Genomic DNA, 14,611 nt, shown 5'->3' with positions numbered 1-14,611 from the left:
GGCCAGTGCACCATATGATTATCTTTGACCTGCGACTGCACCGCCTATATCGAACGAGGACGACGTGTTTTCAGCAATGCGCGTCCGCTAACACAAGACCAATGGCAGTAAGATGAAGTTTCTCGACGAGGCAAAAGTTTACATCCGCTCCGGCGACGGGGGCGCAGGTGCTGTCTCGTTCCGGCGCGAGAAGTTCATCGAATTCGGCGGTCCGGATGGCGGCGACGGTGGACGCGGCGGCGACGTGTGGGTGGAAGCCGTCAACGGGCTGAACACGCTGATCGACTTCCGTTACCAACAGCACTTCAAAGCAAAGACCGGCACTCATGGCATGGGCCGCAACCGGACAGGTGCTAACGGTGAAGGAGTCACGCTGAAGGTGCCCGTAGGCACGCAGATCTTCGAGGAAGACAACGAGACGCTGATCATCGACCTGACCAAGGAAGGGCAGCGCTTCCGTCTCGCCAAGGGCGGCAATGGCGGCTTCGGCAACGCCCATTTCAAGACGTCGACCAATCAAGCGCCCAACTGGGCGAACCCCGGCCTCGAAGGCGAGGAAAAGACGATATGGCTGCGGCTGAAGCTGATTGCTGACGCGGGTCTGGTGGGGCTTCCGAACGCCGGCAAGTCCACCTTTCTTGCGACGGTCACGCGGGCACGACCGAAGATTGCCAACTATCCCTTCACGACGCTGCACCCGAATTTGGGCGTGGCGACGATCGATGCGCGCGAATTCGTTCTGGCTGACATCCCGGGCCTAATCGAAGGCGCACATGAAGGTGTGGGCATCGGCGACCGGTTCTTGGGTCATGTGGAGAGAACGCGGGTCCTCCTGCATCTTGTGTCTGCCGTGGAAGAGGACGCTGGCAAGGCTTATACGACGGTGAAGCACGAGCTGGAGGCTTACGGCGGGGGGCTTGATGACAAGCCGGAGATTGTCGCTCTTTCGCAGATCGACGTTCTCAATGATGAAGACATCAAGGAGAAGGCCGACGCGCTGGAGGCCGCTTCCGGCCAAAGACCTTTCCTCATTTCTGCCGCAACGGGCAAAGGCATGACCGAGGTGCTCCGTGCGCTCCGAGATGTAATCGTCGAGGCAGGCGGCGACGAGACCGCCCTTCCCGATCGCAGTTCCCGCTATTCTCCTGACGGCGACGAGTTGGAGGAGGATGCCGAATGAGTGCAGGGCGCAAGCCGCTCTCGAGTTATCGACGGATCGTCGTGAAGATCGGTTCGGCCTTGCTTGTCGACCGCAACAGCGGTCTCAAGTCCGGCTGGCTCGCCTCCATCTGTGCCGACATCGCCGCGTTGAAGGCGCAGGGCGTTGATGTGCTGGTAGTTTCGTCGGGCGCGATCGCCTTGGGCCGCACGGTCCTCAGGCTGCCCTCAGGCGCACTGAAGCTGGAAGAGAGCCAAGGCGCCGCGGCGGTCGGCCAGATTGCCCTCGCCCGCGCTTGGTCCGAAAGTCTGTCTCGATACGACATCGTTGCTGGCCAAGTGCTGCTGACGCTGGGCGATACTGAGGAGCGCCGCCGGTATCTCAACGCCCGAGCGACGATCAATCAGCTGCTGAAAATCGGCGCAATCCCCATCATCAACGAAAACGATACCGTAGCCACCTCGGAAATCCGGTATGGCGACAATGACCGACTGGCCGCTCGTGTCGCGACAATGACGGGCGCAGATCTCCTGGTTCTCTTATCCGACATCGACGGCCTCTACACCGCACCGCCGCACCTCGATCCACAGGCGACCTTTCTGGAGACGATCCCTGCGATTACCCCGGCCATCGAAGCCATGGCCGGCGGCGCGGCATCCGAACTCTCGCGCGGCGGAATGCGGACGAAGATCGATGCGGGCAAGATAGCCACGAGCGCAGGATGTGCGATGATCATCGCCTCTGGCAAGAGCGAGCACTCCCTGCGGGCAATCGGCGAGAGCGCTCGCTCCTCATGGTTTGCCCCCTCTGCGACGCCTGTGACGGCGCGCAAGACCTGGATCGCAGGTCAACTGCAGCCGGCGGGCGAATTGGTGGTGGACTTGGGCGCCGAACGCGCGCTGGCCAGTGGTAAGAGCCTTCTGCCCGCAGGCGTGGTTGCCGCCAAGGGCACATTCCATCGTGGAGATACCGTTGCCATCATAGGGTCCGATGGCCTCGAGATCGCACGCGGCCTTGCCGGCTACGATGCGGACGAAGCCCGTCAGATAACTGGGCGCCGATCGACCGAGATCGAAGCAATCCTCGGCTATGCCGGCCGGGCCGCTATGGTTCACCGCGACGATCTCGTCGTCACCCGCCCTTTTGGTCAAGGCATTGCCAATCATAATTCGGAAGAGGAAGCCGCACATGCTTGATCTGGTGACCACCAGCACAGAGGATGTCGAAGGTTTGATGGACGGCCTCGGCCGTCAGGCGAAGCTGGCTGCGCGTGTTCTCGCGACCGCGTCGACCGAAACGAAGAACGCAGCGCTGCACGCCATGGCCGATGCTCTTGTCGCCTCCAAAGGTGACATTCTCGCCGCCAACGCCGAGGACCTGAAGCAGGTTGAAGGGAAAGGACTCCAGCCCTCCTTCATCGACCGGCTTACGCTGACCGAGAAATCGATTGACGGAATGGCGCAGGCGCTGCGGGAAATTGCCGGGCTTCCTGATCCGGTCGGCGGCGTTATCGCCGCATGGGATCGGCCCAATGGGTTGAAAATCGAGCGGGTGCGGACACCACTTGGCGTCATCGGTGTCATCTACGAGAGCCGCCCGAACGTGACCGCCGATGCTGGTGCACTGTGCCTGAAGGCCGGGAACGCCGTAATCCTGCGCGGCGGATCAGACTCGCGACATTCTTCGCACGCCATCCATCAGTGCCTCTTCGCAGGATTGAAGGCGGCGGGCCTTCCCCAGCATGCGATCCAGATTGTTCCGACCACGGACCGTGCGGCGGTAGGTGCCATGCTGACCGGCTTGAACGGCGCCATCGACGTGATCGTGCCCCGCGGCGGAAAGAGCCTGGTCGCGCGGGTGCAAAGCGAGGCACGGGTGCCGGTCTTCGCGCACCTCGAGGGGCTTTGCCACATCTACGTCGATGCATCGGCAGATATCGAGATGGCGAAGCGCATCGTCGTCAACGCAAAGATGCGGCGGACCGGGATCTGCGGGGCAGCAGAAACGCTGCTGGTCGACAGTGCAGCGATCGGAACTCACCTTATGCCGATTTTAGAAGCATTGACCGAAGTCGGATGCGAGATCCGCGCCTCTGCGGCGGTTCTGAAAGTCTTTCCGGGCTTTAAGCCCGCCACAGAGGAAGACTGGCGGACGGAATATCTCGATGCGACCATTTCCGTCGGCATCGTCGATGGCATTTCCGGCGCGATCGCTCACATCAACACCTACTCCTCCAATCACACGGAAGCCATCGTGGCCGAAGATCCGCTGGTGGTTCAGCGTTTCTTCAACGAGATCGACTCTGCCATCTTGCTGCACAACGCTTCGACCCAGTTCGCAGACGGAGGGGAGTTCGGGATGGGCGGCGAGATCGGCATTGCGACCGGCAAGATGCATGCCCGTGGCCCGGTTAGCGCTGAGCAACTGACGTCCTTCAAGTACCGCGTGCATGGCACCGGCCAAGTCAGGCCGTAGGAAACGGTGACGCAGGATCCGGAAAACCGAAGATATCTCGCCATGCCTCGGGTGGAGCGGCGCATGATCGTCGGTCTCTTCGGAGGGTCATTCAACCCACCGCATGAGGGGCATCTGCTGGTGGCGGAAATTGCCTTGCGCCGCCTTGGGCTTGACCAGCTCTGGTGGATGGTGACGCCAGGTAACCCGCTGAAGAACCCGATGGACCTGGCACCCTTATCCAGTCGCATTGCGATGAGCGAACAACTCGCACGCAATCCACGCATCAAAGTCACAGCATTCGAGAAGACATTGGGGAGCCCTTACACTGCCTTGACCCTGGCGCATGTGAAGAGCCGCAACCCGGGGGTTCATTTCATCTGGATCATGGGGGCCGATGGCCTCAGGACCTTCCATCGGTGGCAGCGGTGGCGCTCCATCGTCAGCACGTTTCCCATTGCGGTGATCGACCGCCCCGGCTCCACCCTTTCCTTCCTGTCCTCAAAGATGACCCGGAGCTTCGAATGGGCCCGGGTGGATGAAGACGACGCAGGGATCCTATGGCGGAAACCCGCGCCCGCTTGGACCTTTGTCCACGGCCCCCGCTCAGCGCTCAGCTCCACGAGCCTGCGACAGGCTCGCCCTGGATCACTTCCCGATTGCTGATCACGTTTTTTCCTGCGTCTTGAAAGATCAACGCTTCGATGCCACCTTTCATTAGCGACCGAAGGAATTCGGATTCGCTGGCAGTGCTGTAGCTGTTACTTGAAGAAAGGACGAACCCTGACGACAGTACACACCAAGGGAAAGATGCCAGTCATCCTCCCGAAGAGCATGGAACGTGGCGCCGATGCCGCTGCCCGAGCTCTCGAACTGGTCCTCGCAAGCCTTGAGGACTCCAAAGCAGAAGACATCGTCACCATCGATATTGCCGGGAAGTCTGCCCTGGGAGACTACATGGTCGTAGTGTCCGGGCGATCGAACAGGCATGTCACCGCAATTTCCGATCATCTGATCTCGGACCTGAAGGACGAAGGCTTGGGCACCGCTCGGGTCGAGGGCCTTGAGACAGGGGACTGGGTGTTGATTGACACTGGTGACATCATCATCCATGTGTTCCGGCCTGAGGTGCGGGAGTTCTACAACATCGAGAAGATGTGGGCGGCTCCGGAGCTCGAAGACGAGACACTTCATTAATCTGCGGCGGGCCGGGTCCGGCTGCGATTGAGACGGGTAGAGCAGCTCGGTGGAAAAACGAGCGGCACCTTTGTTATTGGTCGGAGAGCGGCGCGCCACATGCGGATTAGCCTCTTTGCTGTGGGACGGCTTAAGGCCGGACCGGAGAAGGAACTTGCCTCACGTTATCTGGAGCGGTTTGAGAAGACCGGCCCGGCAGTAGGGCTTGAATTCGTCCGTCTGACGGAAGTCACGGAAAGCAAAGCCTCCAATGCCGATACGCGTAAACGCGAAGAGGCTGCAGCCTTGGAGAAGGCACTGCCTGAAGGCGCTTTGCTCGTGCTACTCGACGAACGGGGAAAATCGCTCGACAGCGAGGCCTTTGCCGAAACCATCAGCAGGTTCCGTGATTCTGGGAAGCGCGACCTGATGATCGCCATCGGCGGAGCTGACGGCCTTGATCCTGCTCTGCAGTCGAAAGCGTCCGCCGTTCTGAATCTCGGCAACATGACCTGGCCGCACCAGCTGGTCAGGATCCTGATTGCGGAACAGCTATACCGAGCAGTGACGATCCTGTCGGGTCATCCCTACCACCGGGCCTGAGCTCCTCGGCGAACGTCAACTCTCTGTTGGCTAACTAGGCAAATCACTCTACGCTGCAGCGTGGCAATCGGAAGATCCATGACCCAGAGTTCAAAGCGCCCTCGCCTTCAAAGGCCGCGTGTGATCGCGGTCGCCTTGGCGCTTGCCACGCTGGCGGCAGTGACACCTGTAGAGCGAGGTCAGGCACAGGTGGTCGAACAGCTGGCCGGCCCCGCCAACCCGGCACTTGATCTAGAACAAAAGCGCGACGAGGCACGCGAGGAACTCGAACAGCTGAGCAGCACGATAACGCTCTCCGTCGAGAAGGCTGAGGCTATCGAGCAAGACATAGCGGAGCTTGAGAAGACGACGGAAAATCTTCGTCAGGCGCTAATCGCTTCTGCCGCTCGTCGCAAGGAGCTCGAGCAGAAGATCGGCAATGCCGAGGAAAGGCTCGCACGGCTTCGTCTGAGAGAAGCGGAGATCCGCACCTCGCTCCAGGGCAGGCGCGAGGTCCTCGCAGAAGTTCTCGCCGCACTGCAGCGGATGGGCCGAAACCCTCCCCCTGCGCTTCTTGTGACACCGGAAGACGCCCTGGCTTCCGTTCGAAGCGCCATCTTACTTGGCGCAGTCGTACCAGGCATGCGCGACCAAGCCGACCGACTGATCGCCGACCTTGAAGCGCTTGCCCAGCTCAAGGGAGAGGCCATCGCGGAGAAGGATCAGGTCTCGGCCACCATTGCCGATCGCCTCGCCGAAGAAAAGCGCATGGACACGCTGCTGGCCGAAAAGGAGAAGCTGAGCCAGCAGAACATGGCTCAGCTGGAGGCTGAACGCCGGCATGCTGAGCAGCTTGCAGCTCAGGCGACCAGCCTTGAAGGCTTGATTGGATCGCTGGAGGAGGAGATTGCCTCGGTACGGGAAGCCATGGAGCAGGCGCGCCTAGAGGAGGAACGTCAACGTGAACTGTCGCAGGCTGAGCGGGAAAAAGCAAAAGAGCGAGCCGAGAATTCGCTGCCTGACAAAAACCGCATTGCACCCGCATATGCGTTCGCAAGTCTTAAGCAGGCACTTGAGCTCCCCGTGGCTGGCGACATCTTGCGCAACTACGGCGAGTCAGACGGGACGGGACACACTGCCTTGGGCATGACGGTGGCTTCGAGCCCCGGTGCGATCGTGACGGCGCCGGCTGACGGGGTCGTCGTGTTTGCAGGTGCATTCCGAAGTTACGGGCAGATGATCATTCTGAACGCGGGAGACGGATACCACCTTGTGCTTGCCGGCATGGACGAGGTGAGAACACGGCAAGGCAAGTTCGTCCTGTCCGGCGAACCTATTGCGGTGATGGGTGATAAAAAGGTGGCGAGCGCTACAGCATTGACGCTGGAAACGGATCGCCCAACCCTTTACATTGAGTTCAGGAAGGACGGCTCCCCGGTGGATTCGGAACCATGGTGGGCCGCTAAGGAAAGCGGAAGGGCACGAAATGATTCGTAAGGCTTCTCTTGTGATCGTCGGTGCGCTCATGGGTGCGACGGCCATGAGCGTTCTCTATTCGGCAGGAGTTCCGGCACAGGCTGCGGGCCCTTCAACCTACAAGGAGTTGTCGATCTTCGGCGACGTCTTTGAACGGGTTCGTGCGCAGTACGTCACGCCGCCGGACGAGGAAAAGCTGGTCGAGAACGCCATTAACGGCATGCTCACCTCGCTCGATCCGCATTCGAGCTTCCTCAATGCCAAGGACGCCGAGGATATGCGCACCCAGACGCGGGGCGAGTTCGGCGGCCTTGGTATCGAAGTCACCATGGAAGACGAGCTGGTGAAAGTCATCGCGCCGATCGACGATACGCCTGCTTCTCGCGCAGGTATCCTCGCAGGTGACCTGATCACGGAAATCGATGGCACCGCAGTGCGTGGGCTGAAGCTTGAAGATGCCGTCGAAAAGATGCGGGGCGCGGTCAACACACCGATCAAGCTGACAGTCATCCGCGAGGGCGCCGACAAGCCCCTGGAGATCACGGTGGTGCGCGACATCATCGCCGTACGGGCAGTGAAGTCGCGCGTCGAAGGCGACGTTGGTTATCTGCGCGTGATCTCTTTTACCGAAAAGACCTACGACGACCTCGAAAAGGCGATCCAGAAGATCAAGGCTGAAGTTCCGGCCGACAAGCTGAAGGGTTACGTCCTCGACTTGCGCTTGAACCCGGGCGGCCTGCTCGACCAGGCCATTAACGTCTCCGATGCCTTCCTGGAGCGCGGCGAAGTCGTGTCCACCCGTGGCCGTAACGCTGACGAGACCCGTCGGTTCAACGCTGGTCCGGGCGACCTGACCGATGGCAAGCCGGTTGTGGTAATGATCAATGGCGGCTCGGCTTCTGCTTCGGAAATTGTCGCTGGCGCCCTTCAGGACCTGAAGCGTGCGACGGTCCTCGGCACGCGTTCCTTCGGCAAGGGCTCGGTTCAGACGATCATCCCGCTTGGCGAAAGTGGTGCACTGCGGCTGACCACGGCTCTCTACTACACGCCGTCTGGCACCTCCATTCAGGGCACGGGCATCAAGCCGGACATCATCGTCGAGCAGCCTCTGCCTGAGGAGCTGCAGGGCAAGGTGCGTGCAGAGGGTGAGTCCAGCCTGCGCGGTCACATCACCGGCCAGAACGAGACCGAAGAGGGCTCCGGCTCCGTCGCCTATGTGCCGCCGGAAGCAAAGGACGACATCCAGCTGAACTACGCTCTGGATCTCCTGCGCGGCAACAAGACGGATCCGAGCTTCCCGCCGAGCCCGGACAAGGCTGCTGCTGCAAAGCAGTAACGAGTATAGGAGAGGGAGCACCGGGTTGCTCCCTCTCCTCTTTTGCATCCGACCGCGGGCGAACTTCTTGAGCAGCGACCTTCATAAACCGCTCGGACAGGACAAACCGACCGGAAGGCGTCGGCGTGTGCGCCCCTCTCTCATTTCTCTCTTCGGGTTTGCCGCGGCGGCTGTTGTCGTAGGCCTCTCGCTTTACGCAATGCGAGGTGAGAGTGCGCTACAACAGAACGAGGTCGCCGCCCTCCCGGCAGAAGCTGCCACGAAGGAAAAATTGCTCGCCGACAAGGATATCGCACCGGCAAGTGTCGCTCGCACTGATCCCGGGTCGGGCGCCAACGTCGAGCGCGTTTTGACCGACGACGGCAGTGTCGTCACTAAATACTCTCCCCGGCAGCGCGATGGCTCAGGCCCTGTGCTTGTGGAGACGCCTCGCATTGGTCAGGATCCTCGGCTCGCAGGCACCCCGAACGAAGACCTTCTTGAAGATTCACCCTATGGCCCTCTTCCCGTTCGGGGACAGGATGGACTGCGGCCCATGGATCAGTACGCCCGTCCCTGGTCCGGCACCCGCGGCACTAGGATCGCAATCGTCGTCGGTGGCCTGGGGCTTAGTCAGACCGGCACGCAGCGGGCAATCGAGAAGCTGCCCCCGGAGATCACTCTTGCGTTCGCGTCGAGCGGCAACAGCCTCCAGCGCTGGATGCAGACATCCCGCCGTCAAGGCCACGAGATCCTCATCCAGGTGCCGATGGAGCCCTTCGGCTTCTCAGCTTCCGACTCTGGCGCAACCACGCTTCTGACCCGCCTTCCCCCAGAAGAGAATATCGCAAGACTGCACGAGGCTATGGGAAAGATCACCGGCTTTACAGGCATTATCAATTATCAAGGTGCGCGGCTGCTGTCGGATCCTGACGCGCTTGAGCCCTTGCTGCGAGACATCTCGTCGCGCGGCCTGCTCTTCCTCGACGATGGTAGCTCCGCCCAGTCGGTGAGCGGCACGATATCGAAAGCGATAGACCTGCCGCACGGCTTCGCCGACATGACACTCGACGTTCAACTGGACAAGAATGCGATTGTGCAGAAGCTCGACGACCTGGAGCGCCTGGCCTTGCGCAAGGGCAGCGCAGTCGGCTTTGCATCCGCCTTCGACGAGTCCGTTGACGCAATCGAACAATGGGTGGAAGAAGCAAGCAGCCGCGGCATCGAGATCGTCGGCGTTTCTGCCGTGGTTGACGATCCCCAAAAGAACTGACCGAGTGACGGATGAGCAAGAAGACAGCCCTGAAGCCGGAAGACCTTCCCTATCGCCCATGTGTCGGCGTTATGGTTCTCAATCATCAGGGCCTGGTCTGGGCCGGCCGCCGGATCCCTGAAGGAAACAGCGAATCCGACGGCTCTCCCCAACTCTGGCAGATGCCGCAAGGCGGGATCGACAAGGGAGAAGATCCGCTCGCCGCCGCCTACCGCGAGCTCTACGAAGAAACCGGCATCCGCTCGGTCACGCTGCTCGGCCAGTCCAAGGGTTGGATCAACTACGATCTTCCGTCACATCTGATCGGCATCGGCCTGAAGGGCAAATATAGAGGCCAGACCCAAAAATGGTTTGCCTTCCGCTTCGACGGTGATGAAAAGGAAATAGAGATCAATCCGCCGCCGGGAGGTCACTACGCCGAATTCGACGCATGGGATTGGAAGCCCATGACCGAGCTTCCAGGCCTGATCGTACGCTTCAAGCGCGCCGTCTACGACCAGGTGATCTCGGAATTCGCACATTTCGCTGGCGAGCAGCCTTTAACGTCCCTTCCGTAGGGGTTCCGGCTACCCGACTGCTACGCATGACGTATTCTCGAAGGCAGCAAAACCGGCAGGCGAGATGTCGACCGCCTGGCCGGTTATCGCTGAATGCTGTGCGGCCAATCCCATCAGGACTGCCCAGCTGCCGTCGCTGACGGTCACTTCTGTCTGCCCCTGGCCCAACACCGCCTTCATGAATCGCTGGTGTTGGTAGAAGGTAGAGCCGTTGTGGTCCCCCGCCTCAAGAAGCTGAGGATCGACAGGGATATCGATCCTTCTTGGCCCCTTAGGATCGCGCGGTGATACGATGACTTGCGCAACCGGGGGCTCGCCAAGATGTTCAGGCCAGAAACGGCCGGGTCCCGGAACCTTGCATTCAATCTTGCCCTTCGCTCCGATCGCCGAAATTTCTTCCTGGTAGCGCGCACCCTCCGCAAACATGCAGAGCTCGAGCATGGCCCTCGCCCCAGAAGCAAAATCGACAAGAACATAGGCATTGTCCCAAATGTCAGGCCTTCGACCCTCATAAACCTCGTCGAGATGATTGACTGCCTGCCCGCCTGACGCCATCACTCGAACCGGATCCGATTTCAGGATATGGCGCATTAGGTCGAAGAAGTGACAGCACTTCTCCACGAGGGTGCCGCCGGTCTGATGGTTGAAGCGATTCCAGTGGCCGACCTTCTGCAGAAATGGGAAGCGGTGCTCTCGGATGGTCAGCATCCTGACACCACCGGTCGCCTCATCCACCTCGTTGATCAGGCGCGCCACCGGCGGCATGTAGCGGTATTCCATCGCCACCCAGATCGGTGCGGGATAAGATTGGCGTAGCGCCTCGATGCGGCGCATTTCGTCCAGGACTGTGAAAAGCGGCTTCTCCACAAGCACGGGGAGAGGCCTGACAGCCGCGACCTGCTCCAACTGCTTCAGATGCAAATGGTTAGGGCTGGCGATCAGCAGGCAGTTGATCGCCTCGAAGGAAAGCAGGTCATCGATTGAATTGACAAATTCAGCCTCTGGCGCGAGCTCGGCCGCTCGCTGCCGCATAACAGGGTCAGGCTCGAAAATCGCCCCGACCTGCGCGTTCGAGAGAAGCGCGATATTGCGGAGGTGCTCCTGCCCCATCATTCCGCATCCGATCACACCGTAGTTCAACATCATCTGTGCATTCCTATTTGAGCCGCGAGACGTATCGGGCAACCGCGTGATCAAGCCAGGTGCGGGACACTTCGGCGCGCTTCCCGTCCTGAGCATCGCTTGTTCTGAGGATATGGACGACCGGGGTGCCAACCGCCGGCTGAAACAGGGAAGGCGCCCAGTCCGGCACCACGTCCAGGCCAATCCGGTCCTCCGCGCGGACAATCCAGAGTCCTATCTGCGTCCGGTAGTAGAGGTAGAGCGATTCCGAGAGATCCTGAGGCTGAATTCGCTCCGCATAGGCCCCGTCGAGCCAGATCTCTTCAATAGCCGCGACCTGGCCGGACAGGCGCCGGACACGGCGAATGCGGTGGCCATCTCGGCTCGTCCCGAAGTCCGGAAGGTCCTCAGGCTTTGCAAGCCGTTCGACCGAAAGCACTTCAGCCGTAGGAAGCCCACCCCCGTGCAGCAGCTCCAGTCGGAACATGGCATAGACGCTCTTGGGATCGCTGACGGCACGGATATAATTGCCCGAGCCCTGGACCCGCTCCAGCATGCCGCGCACCTGCAACTCGGCAAGCGACTTCCTCAGGGTGCCGATGGCAATCCCCAGCCGCTCCGCCATCTCCCGTTCCGGCGGCAGCTTCTCGCCGTCGATCAGACGCCCCGCCGCAATGTCGCGGATCAACAGCTCCGTGATCTGCAGATAGATGGGAAGGCTGCCAGCGGGTTGGTTCATCGGCTTTCGGTGGCGGAGATTGCGGAACAGGGCATATCAAATTGATACACTATTGATTTACATCAAGGCGGATGTTACGCAAGTGGAAAATCGAGTTCGGGAGAGATTTCCATGACTGCCGTTCCGGTACGTTCCGCTGACTTGGATGCCGCCGAAGTCTCCTGGTTCGCCGCGCTCTGCTCCGATGACTACCGATATCTTGGTGTGCCGGATGGAGGGCTTCGCTCCAGCTGGGAGCACTGTTCGGATATAGTCCAGAGCGCAGAGAGGCTCGGCTTCAGGAACATCCTCTGCCCCTCCTCCTATCAGGTCGGCCAGGACACACTGAGCTTTGTCGCAGGATGTGCGCCGATCACAAGCCAGATCAACATGCTTGCGGCAATCCGCTGTGGCGAAATGCAACCCATCATGCTGGCCCGAACGGTGGCGACGCTTGACCACATGCTGAAAGGACGCCTGACACTCAACGTCATCAGTTCGGATTTCCCGGGCGAAGTCGCCGACAGCGCGTATCGCTACAAGCGCAGTCACGAGGTGGTGCAGATCCTCCGCCAAGCCTGGACGCGAGACACCATCGACCACGACGGCGAGGTTTATCACTTCAAAGGAGTGCCTACAGATCCGGCCAAGCCCTACCAGCAAAACGGCGGTCCCCTTCTCTATTTCGGCGGCTACTCTCCCGACGCCCTAGAACTTTGCGGCGCGCAATGCGACGTCTATCTCATGTGGCCCGAACCGAAGGAACAACTGGCCGAGCGTATGCGTGCCGTCCATGAACGAGCCCAGGCGCACGGACGCGTGCTCGATTACGGCCTGCGCGTGCATGTCATCGTCCGCGACACGGAACAGGAAGCGCGAGACTACGCCGAGCATCTCGTTTCGAAGCTGGACGACGAATACGGCAAGCTGATCCGCTCCCGTGCCCATGACAGCATCTCGCTCGGGGTGGAGCATCAGGCGCGTGCCCGCGAACTCGCAGATCAGTTCGGCTATGTGGAACCCCATCTGTGGACTGGCATCGGGCGCGCCCGTTCAGGCTGCGGTGCCGCTCTCGTCGGCTCCACCGACCAAGTGCTCTCAGAGATCGACGCCTACCAAAAGATGGGCATCCGCGCCTTCATCTTCTCCGGCTATCCGCATCTCGACGAGGCGGATCACTTCGGCAGCAAGCTACTGCCGCACCTGAAAACCTGTTCGCTGCCGCATGCCTACGGTCGCGTCCCTAGCGAAACCCCGGCGACACCGCTGGGCAATGGAGTACGTCGCTAATGGATCGCATCTCCCTTTCACCGGAGCTCACCCTCAGCCGCATCGTCTACGGAATGTGGCGGGTCGCCGATGATCCGGACACCTCCCCTGCCCATGTCCAGGCCAAGGTGGAAGCCTGCCTTTCTCAAGGAATCACGACCATCGATCAGGCGGACATCTACGGCGGCTACACCGCCGAGGCCGTCTTCGGTGCCGCTTTGAAAGCCGCCCCCCATCTGCGGGAGAAACTAGAGATCATCACGAAGTGCGGGATCGTTGCCCCCGCCGGTCGTCATTCCTCGGCCCGGTTGAAGCACTACGACACTAGCGCGGAACACCTTACCACCTCTGTCGAAGCATCTCTCCGCGACATGGCCACGGATTACCTTGATCTCTTGCTGATCCACCGTCCCGATCCGCTGATCGACCCTGACGAAACAGGTGCGGCGCTGGATGCTCTCGTTGAGTCCGGTAAGGTGCGCGCAGTCGGCGTTTCCAACTTCCGCCCGTGGGACTTCTCGCTGCTTCAGTCATCGATGGAAACGACGTTGGTCACGAACCAGGTCGAGATGAGCCTGATGGCAACGGAGGCCTTCACCAATGGTGACCTCGCCTACCTGCAAGAGCGGATGATCGCGCCGATGGCATGGTCGCCCCTCGGCGGCGGGGCACTCTTCACTGGAGGCCCAGCCGGCTTGCTCGCGGCACTCGAACGGATAGCCTCTCAGCAAGAGGTGGAGCCAAGCGCTGTCGCGGTCGCTTGGCTTCTCCGCCACCCGGCCAATATTCTGCCGGTGCTTGGGACCAACAACCTGCAGCGGATCTCGCAGCTTGCTGAAGCCACCAAGGTGACGCTTGACCGCCAAACATGGTTCGAGCTTTACACCTTGGCCATGGCAAGAGAGGTTCCCTGATGGATGTCACCACCGCACCCACCTCACGCGAACTCATCTTCGTCCCCGAGCGGCAGAACCAGCGGGATTATCGAAACGCGCTGGGAAGTTTCACGACCGGCGTGACCGTGGTGACGGCCATGGCAGAACATGGCCCGATCGGGATGACCGTCAACAGCTTCGCGTCGGTTTCACTCGAGCCGCCGCTTGTCCTGTGGTCTCCCTCCAAGACGTCCTCGAAGCACGGTCTCTTCACGCAAGCAGAACATTTCGCCATCCACGTTCTTGGCGCCGAGCAAGACCACTTGTGCCGAGCCTTCTCAAAAGGTGGCTCTGCCTTCGCAGGGCTGCCGTGGTCGCTGAACGAAGAAGGGGTTCCGACACTGCCGGATACTCTGACACGGTTCGAATGCCAGCGCGCCTCGGCACATGATGCCGGAGACCATACGATCCTGCTTGGCAGGGTCTTGAGGGTCGCCCTGCGGGATGGCGACCCCCTCTGCTTCTCGCGCGGAGCGCTTGGGCGTTTCGCAGGCAATAACTGAGCGCGCGAAACCTGGTCTCCCGAGCACCCTGAATATTTTCGCAGCAGCCTGCTGCGACACCCGCGTCACAAG

Annotated in this window: 15 protein-coding genes; 13 read left to right on the top strand and 2 right to left on the bottom strand. The window is 60.7% G+C overall.

What is annotated here, in order from left to right:
* Positions 1-112 precede the first annotated feature (112 nt).
* From obgE to MUU54_RS07850, 10 genes are all read left to right on the top strand, one after another.
* Entirely contained in the window at positions 113-1,180 is a 1,068-nt protein-coding gene (gene obgE / locus MUU54_RS07895) for a GTPase ObgE (RefSeq protein WP_247243482.1), read from the top strand.
* Positions 1,177-2,355 (top strand): glutamate 5-kinase, encoded by a 1,179-nt coding sequence (gene proB, locus MUU54_RS07890; RefSeq protein WP_247243481.1) that lies wholly within the window; start codon positions 1,177-1,179, stop codon positions 2,353-2,355. The genes obgE and proB overlap by 4 nt, the downstream gene beginning before the upstream one ends.
* Positions 2,348-3,634 (top strand): glutamate-5-semialdehyde dehydrogenase, encoded by a 1,287-nt coding sequence (locus MUU54_RS07885; RefSeq protein ID WP_247243480.1) that lies wholly within the window; start codon positions 2,348-2,350, stop codon positions 3,632-3,634. The genes proB and MUU54_RS07885 overlap by 8 nt, the downstream gene beginning before the upstream one ends.
* A gap of 42 nt (positions 3,635-3,676) precedes the next feature.
* Positions 3,677-4,279 (top strand): nicotinate-nucleotide adenylyltransferase, encoded by a 603-nt coding sequence (locus MUU54_RS07880; RefSeq protein ID WP_247243525.1) that lies wholly within the window; start codon positions 3,677-3,679, stop codon positions 4,277-4,279.
* A 144-nt stretch (positions 4,280-4,423) separates the two neighbouring features.
* Positions 4,424-4,810, top strand: coding sequence for a ribosome silencing factor (rsfS, locus tag MUU54_RS07875; protein WP_247243479.1), 387 nt, complete (start codon positions 4,424-4,426; stop codon positions 4,808-4,810).
* A gap of 99 nt (positions 4,811-4,909) precedes the next feature.
* Positions 4,910-5,392, top strand: a complete 483-nt coding sequence (gene rlmH / locus MUU54_RS07870; protein WP_247243478.1) for a 23S rRNA (pseudouridine(1915)-N(3))-methyltransferase RlmH — start codon at positions 4,910-4,912, stop codon at positions 5,390-5,392.
* Between the two features lie 78 nt (positions 5,393-5,470).
* Complete coding sequence (locus MUU54_RS07865) at positions 5,471-6,868, top strand: murein hydrolase activator EnvC family protein (protein WP_247243477.1); 1,398 nt, start codon at positions 5,471-5,473, stop codon at positions 6,866-6,868.
* Positions 6,858-8,183: a S41 family peptidase gene (locus MUU54_RS07860; RefSeq protein ID WP_247243476.1), complete on the top strand. Its 1,326-nt coding sequence runs from the start codon at positions 6,858-6,860 to the stop codon at positions 8,181-8,183. Before MUU54_RS07865 ends, MUU54_RS07860 begins: the two co-directional genes overlap by 11 nt.
* A gap of 67 nt (positions 8,184-8,250) precedes the next feature.
* Positions 8,251-9,435 carry a divergent polysaccharide deacetylase family protein gene (locus MUU54_RS07855; protein ID WP_247243475.1) on the top strand — a complete coding sequence of 395 codons (1,185 nt, stop codon included), beginning with the start codon at positions 8,251-8,253 and terminating at the stop codon, positions 9,433-9,435.
* 11 nt (positions 9,436-9,446) lie between these two features.
* Positions 9,447-9,992 (top strand): RNA pyrophosphohydrolase, encoded by a 546-nt coding sequence (locus MUU54_RS07850; RefSeq protein WP_247243474.1) that lies wholly within the window; start codon positions 9,447-9,449, stop codon positions 9,990-9,992.
* A gap of 9 nt (positions 9,993-10,001) precedes the next feature.
* On the opposite strand, the gene MUU54_RS07845 is transcribed toward MUU54_RS07850, so the two are convergent.
* The gene (locus MUU54_RS07845) at positions 10,002-11,138 is read right to left on the bottom strand and encodes a Gfo/Idh/MocA family protein (protein ID WP_247243473.1); all 1,137 of its coding nucleotides are present in this window, start codon (positions 11,136-11,138) and stop codon (positions 10,002-10,004) included.
* A gap of 10 nt (positions 11,139-11,148) precedes the next feature.
* Complete coding sequence (locus MUU54_RS07840; protein ID WP_247243472.1) at positions 11,149-11,853, bottom strand: GntR family transcriptional regulator; 705 nt, start codon at positions 11,851-11,853, stop codon at positions 11,149-11,151.
* Positions 11,854-11,964: 111 nt separating this feature from the next.
* Here MUU54_RS07840 and MUU54_RS07835 point away from each other — a divergent pair, with 111 nt between their 5' ends.
* Genes MUU54_RS07835 through MUU54_RS07825 form a run of 3 tightly spaced genes read left to right on the top strand, consistent with a single transcriptional unit; the run spans position 11,965 to position 14,539 of the window.
* Positions 11,965-13,122: an LLM class flavin-dependent oxidoreductase gene (locus MUU54_RS07835; protein ID WP_247243471.1), complete on the top strand. Its 1,158-nt coding sequence runs from the start codon at positions 11,965-11,967 to the stop codon at positions 13,120-13,122.
* Entirely contained in the window at positions 13,122-14,015 is an 894-nt protein-coding gene (locus MUU54_RS07830; protein WP_247243470.1) for an aldo/keto reductase, read from the top strand. The genes MUU54_RS07835 and MUU54_RS07830 overlap by 1 nt, the downstream gene beginning before the upstream one ends.
* A complete protein-coding gene (locus tag MUU54_RS07825) occupies positions 14,015-14,539 on the top strand; it encodes a flavin reductase family protein (protein WP_247243469.1) in 525 nt (174 codons plus the stop codon). The genes MUU54_RS07830 and MUU54_RS07825 overlap by 1 nt, the downstream gene beginning before the upstream one ends.
* Positions 14,540-14,611 lie beyond the last annotated feature (72 nt).

This window comes from Pseudorhizobium tarimense, assembly GCF_022968135.1.
GTDB classification, from domain to species: Bacteria; Pseudomonadota; Alphaproteobacteria; order Rhizobiales; family Rhizobiaceae; genus Neorhizobium; species Neorhizobium tarimense.
The sequence above is the reverse complement of the archived record's forward strand: the minus strand, read 5'-3'. Positions and strand labels throughout refer to the sequence as shown.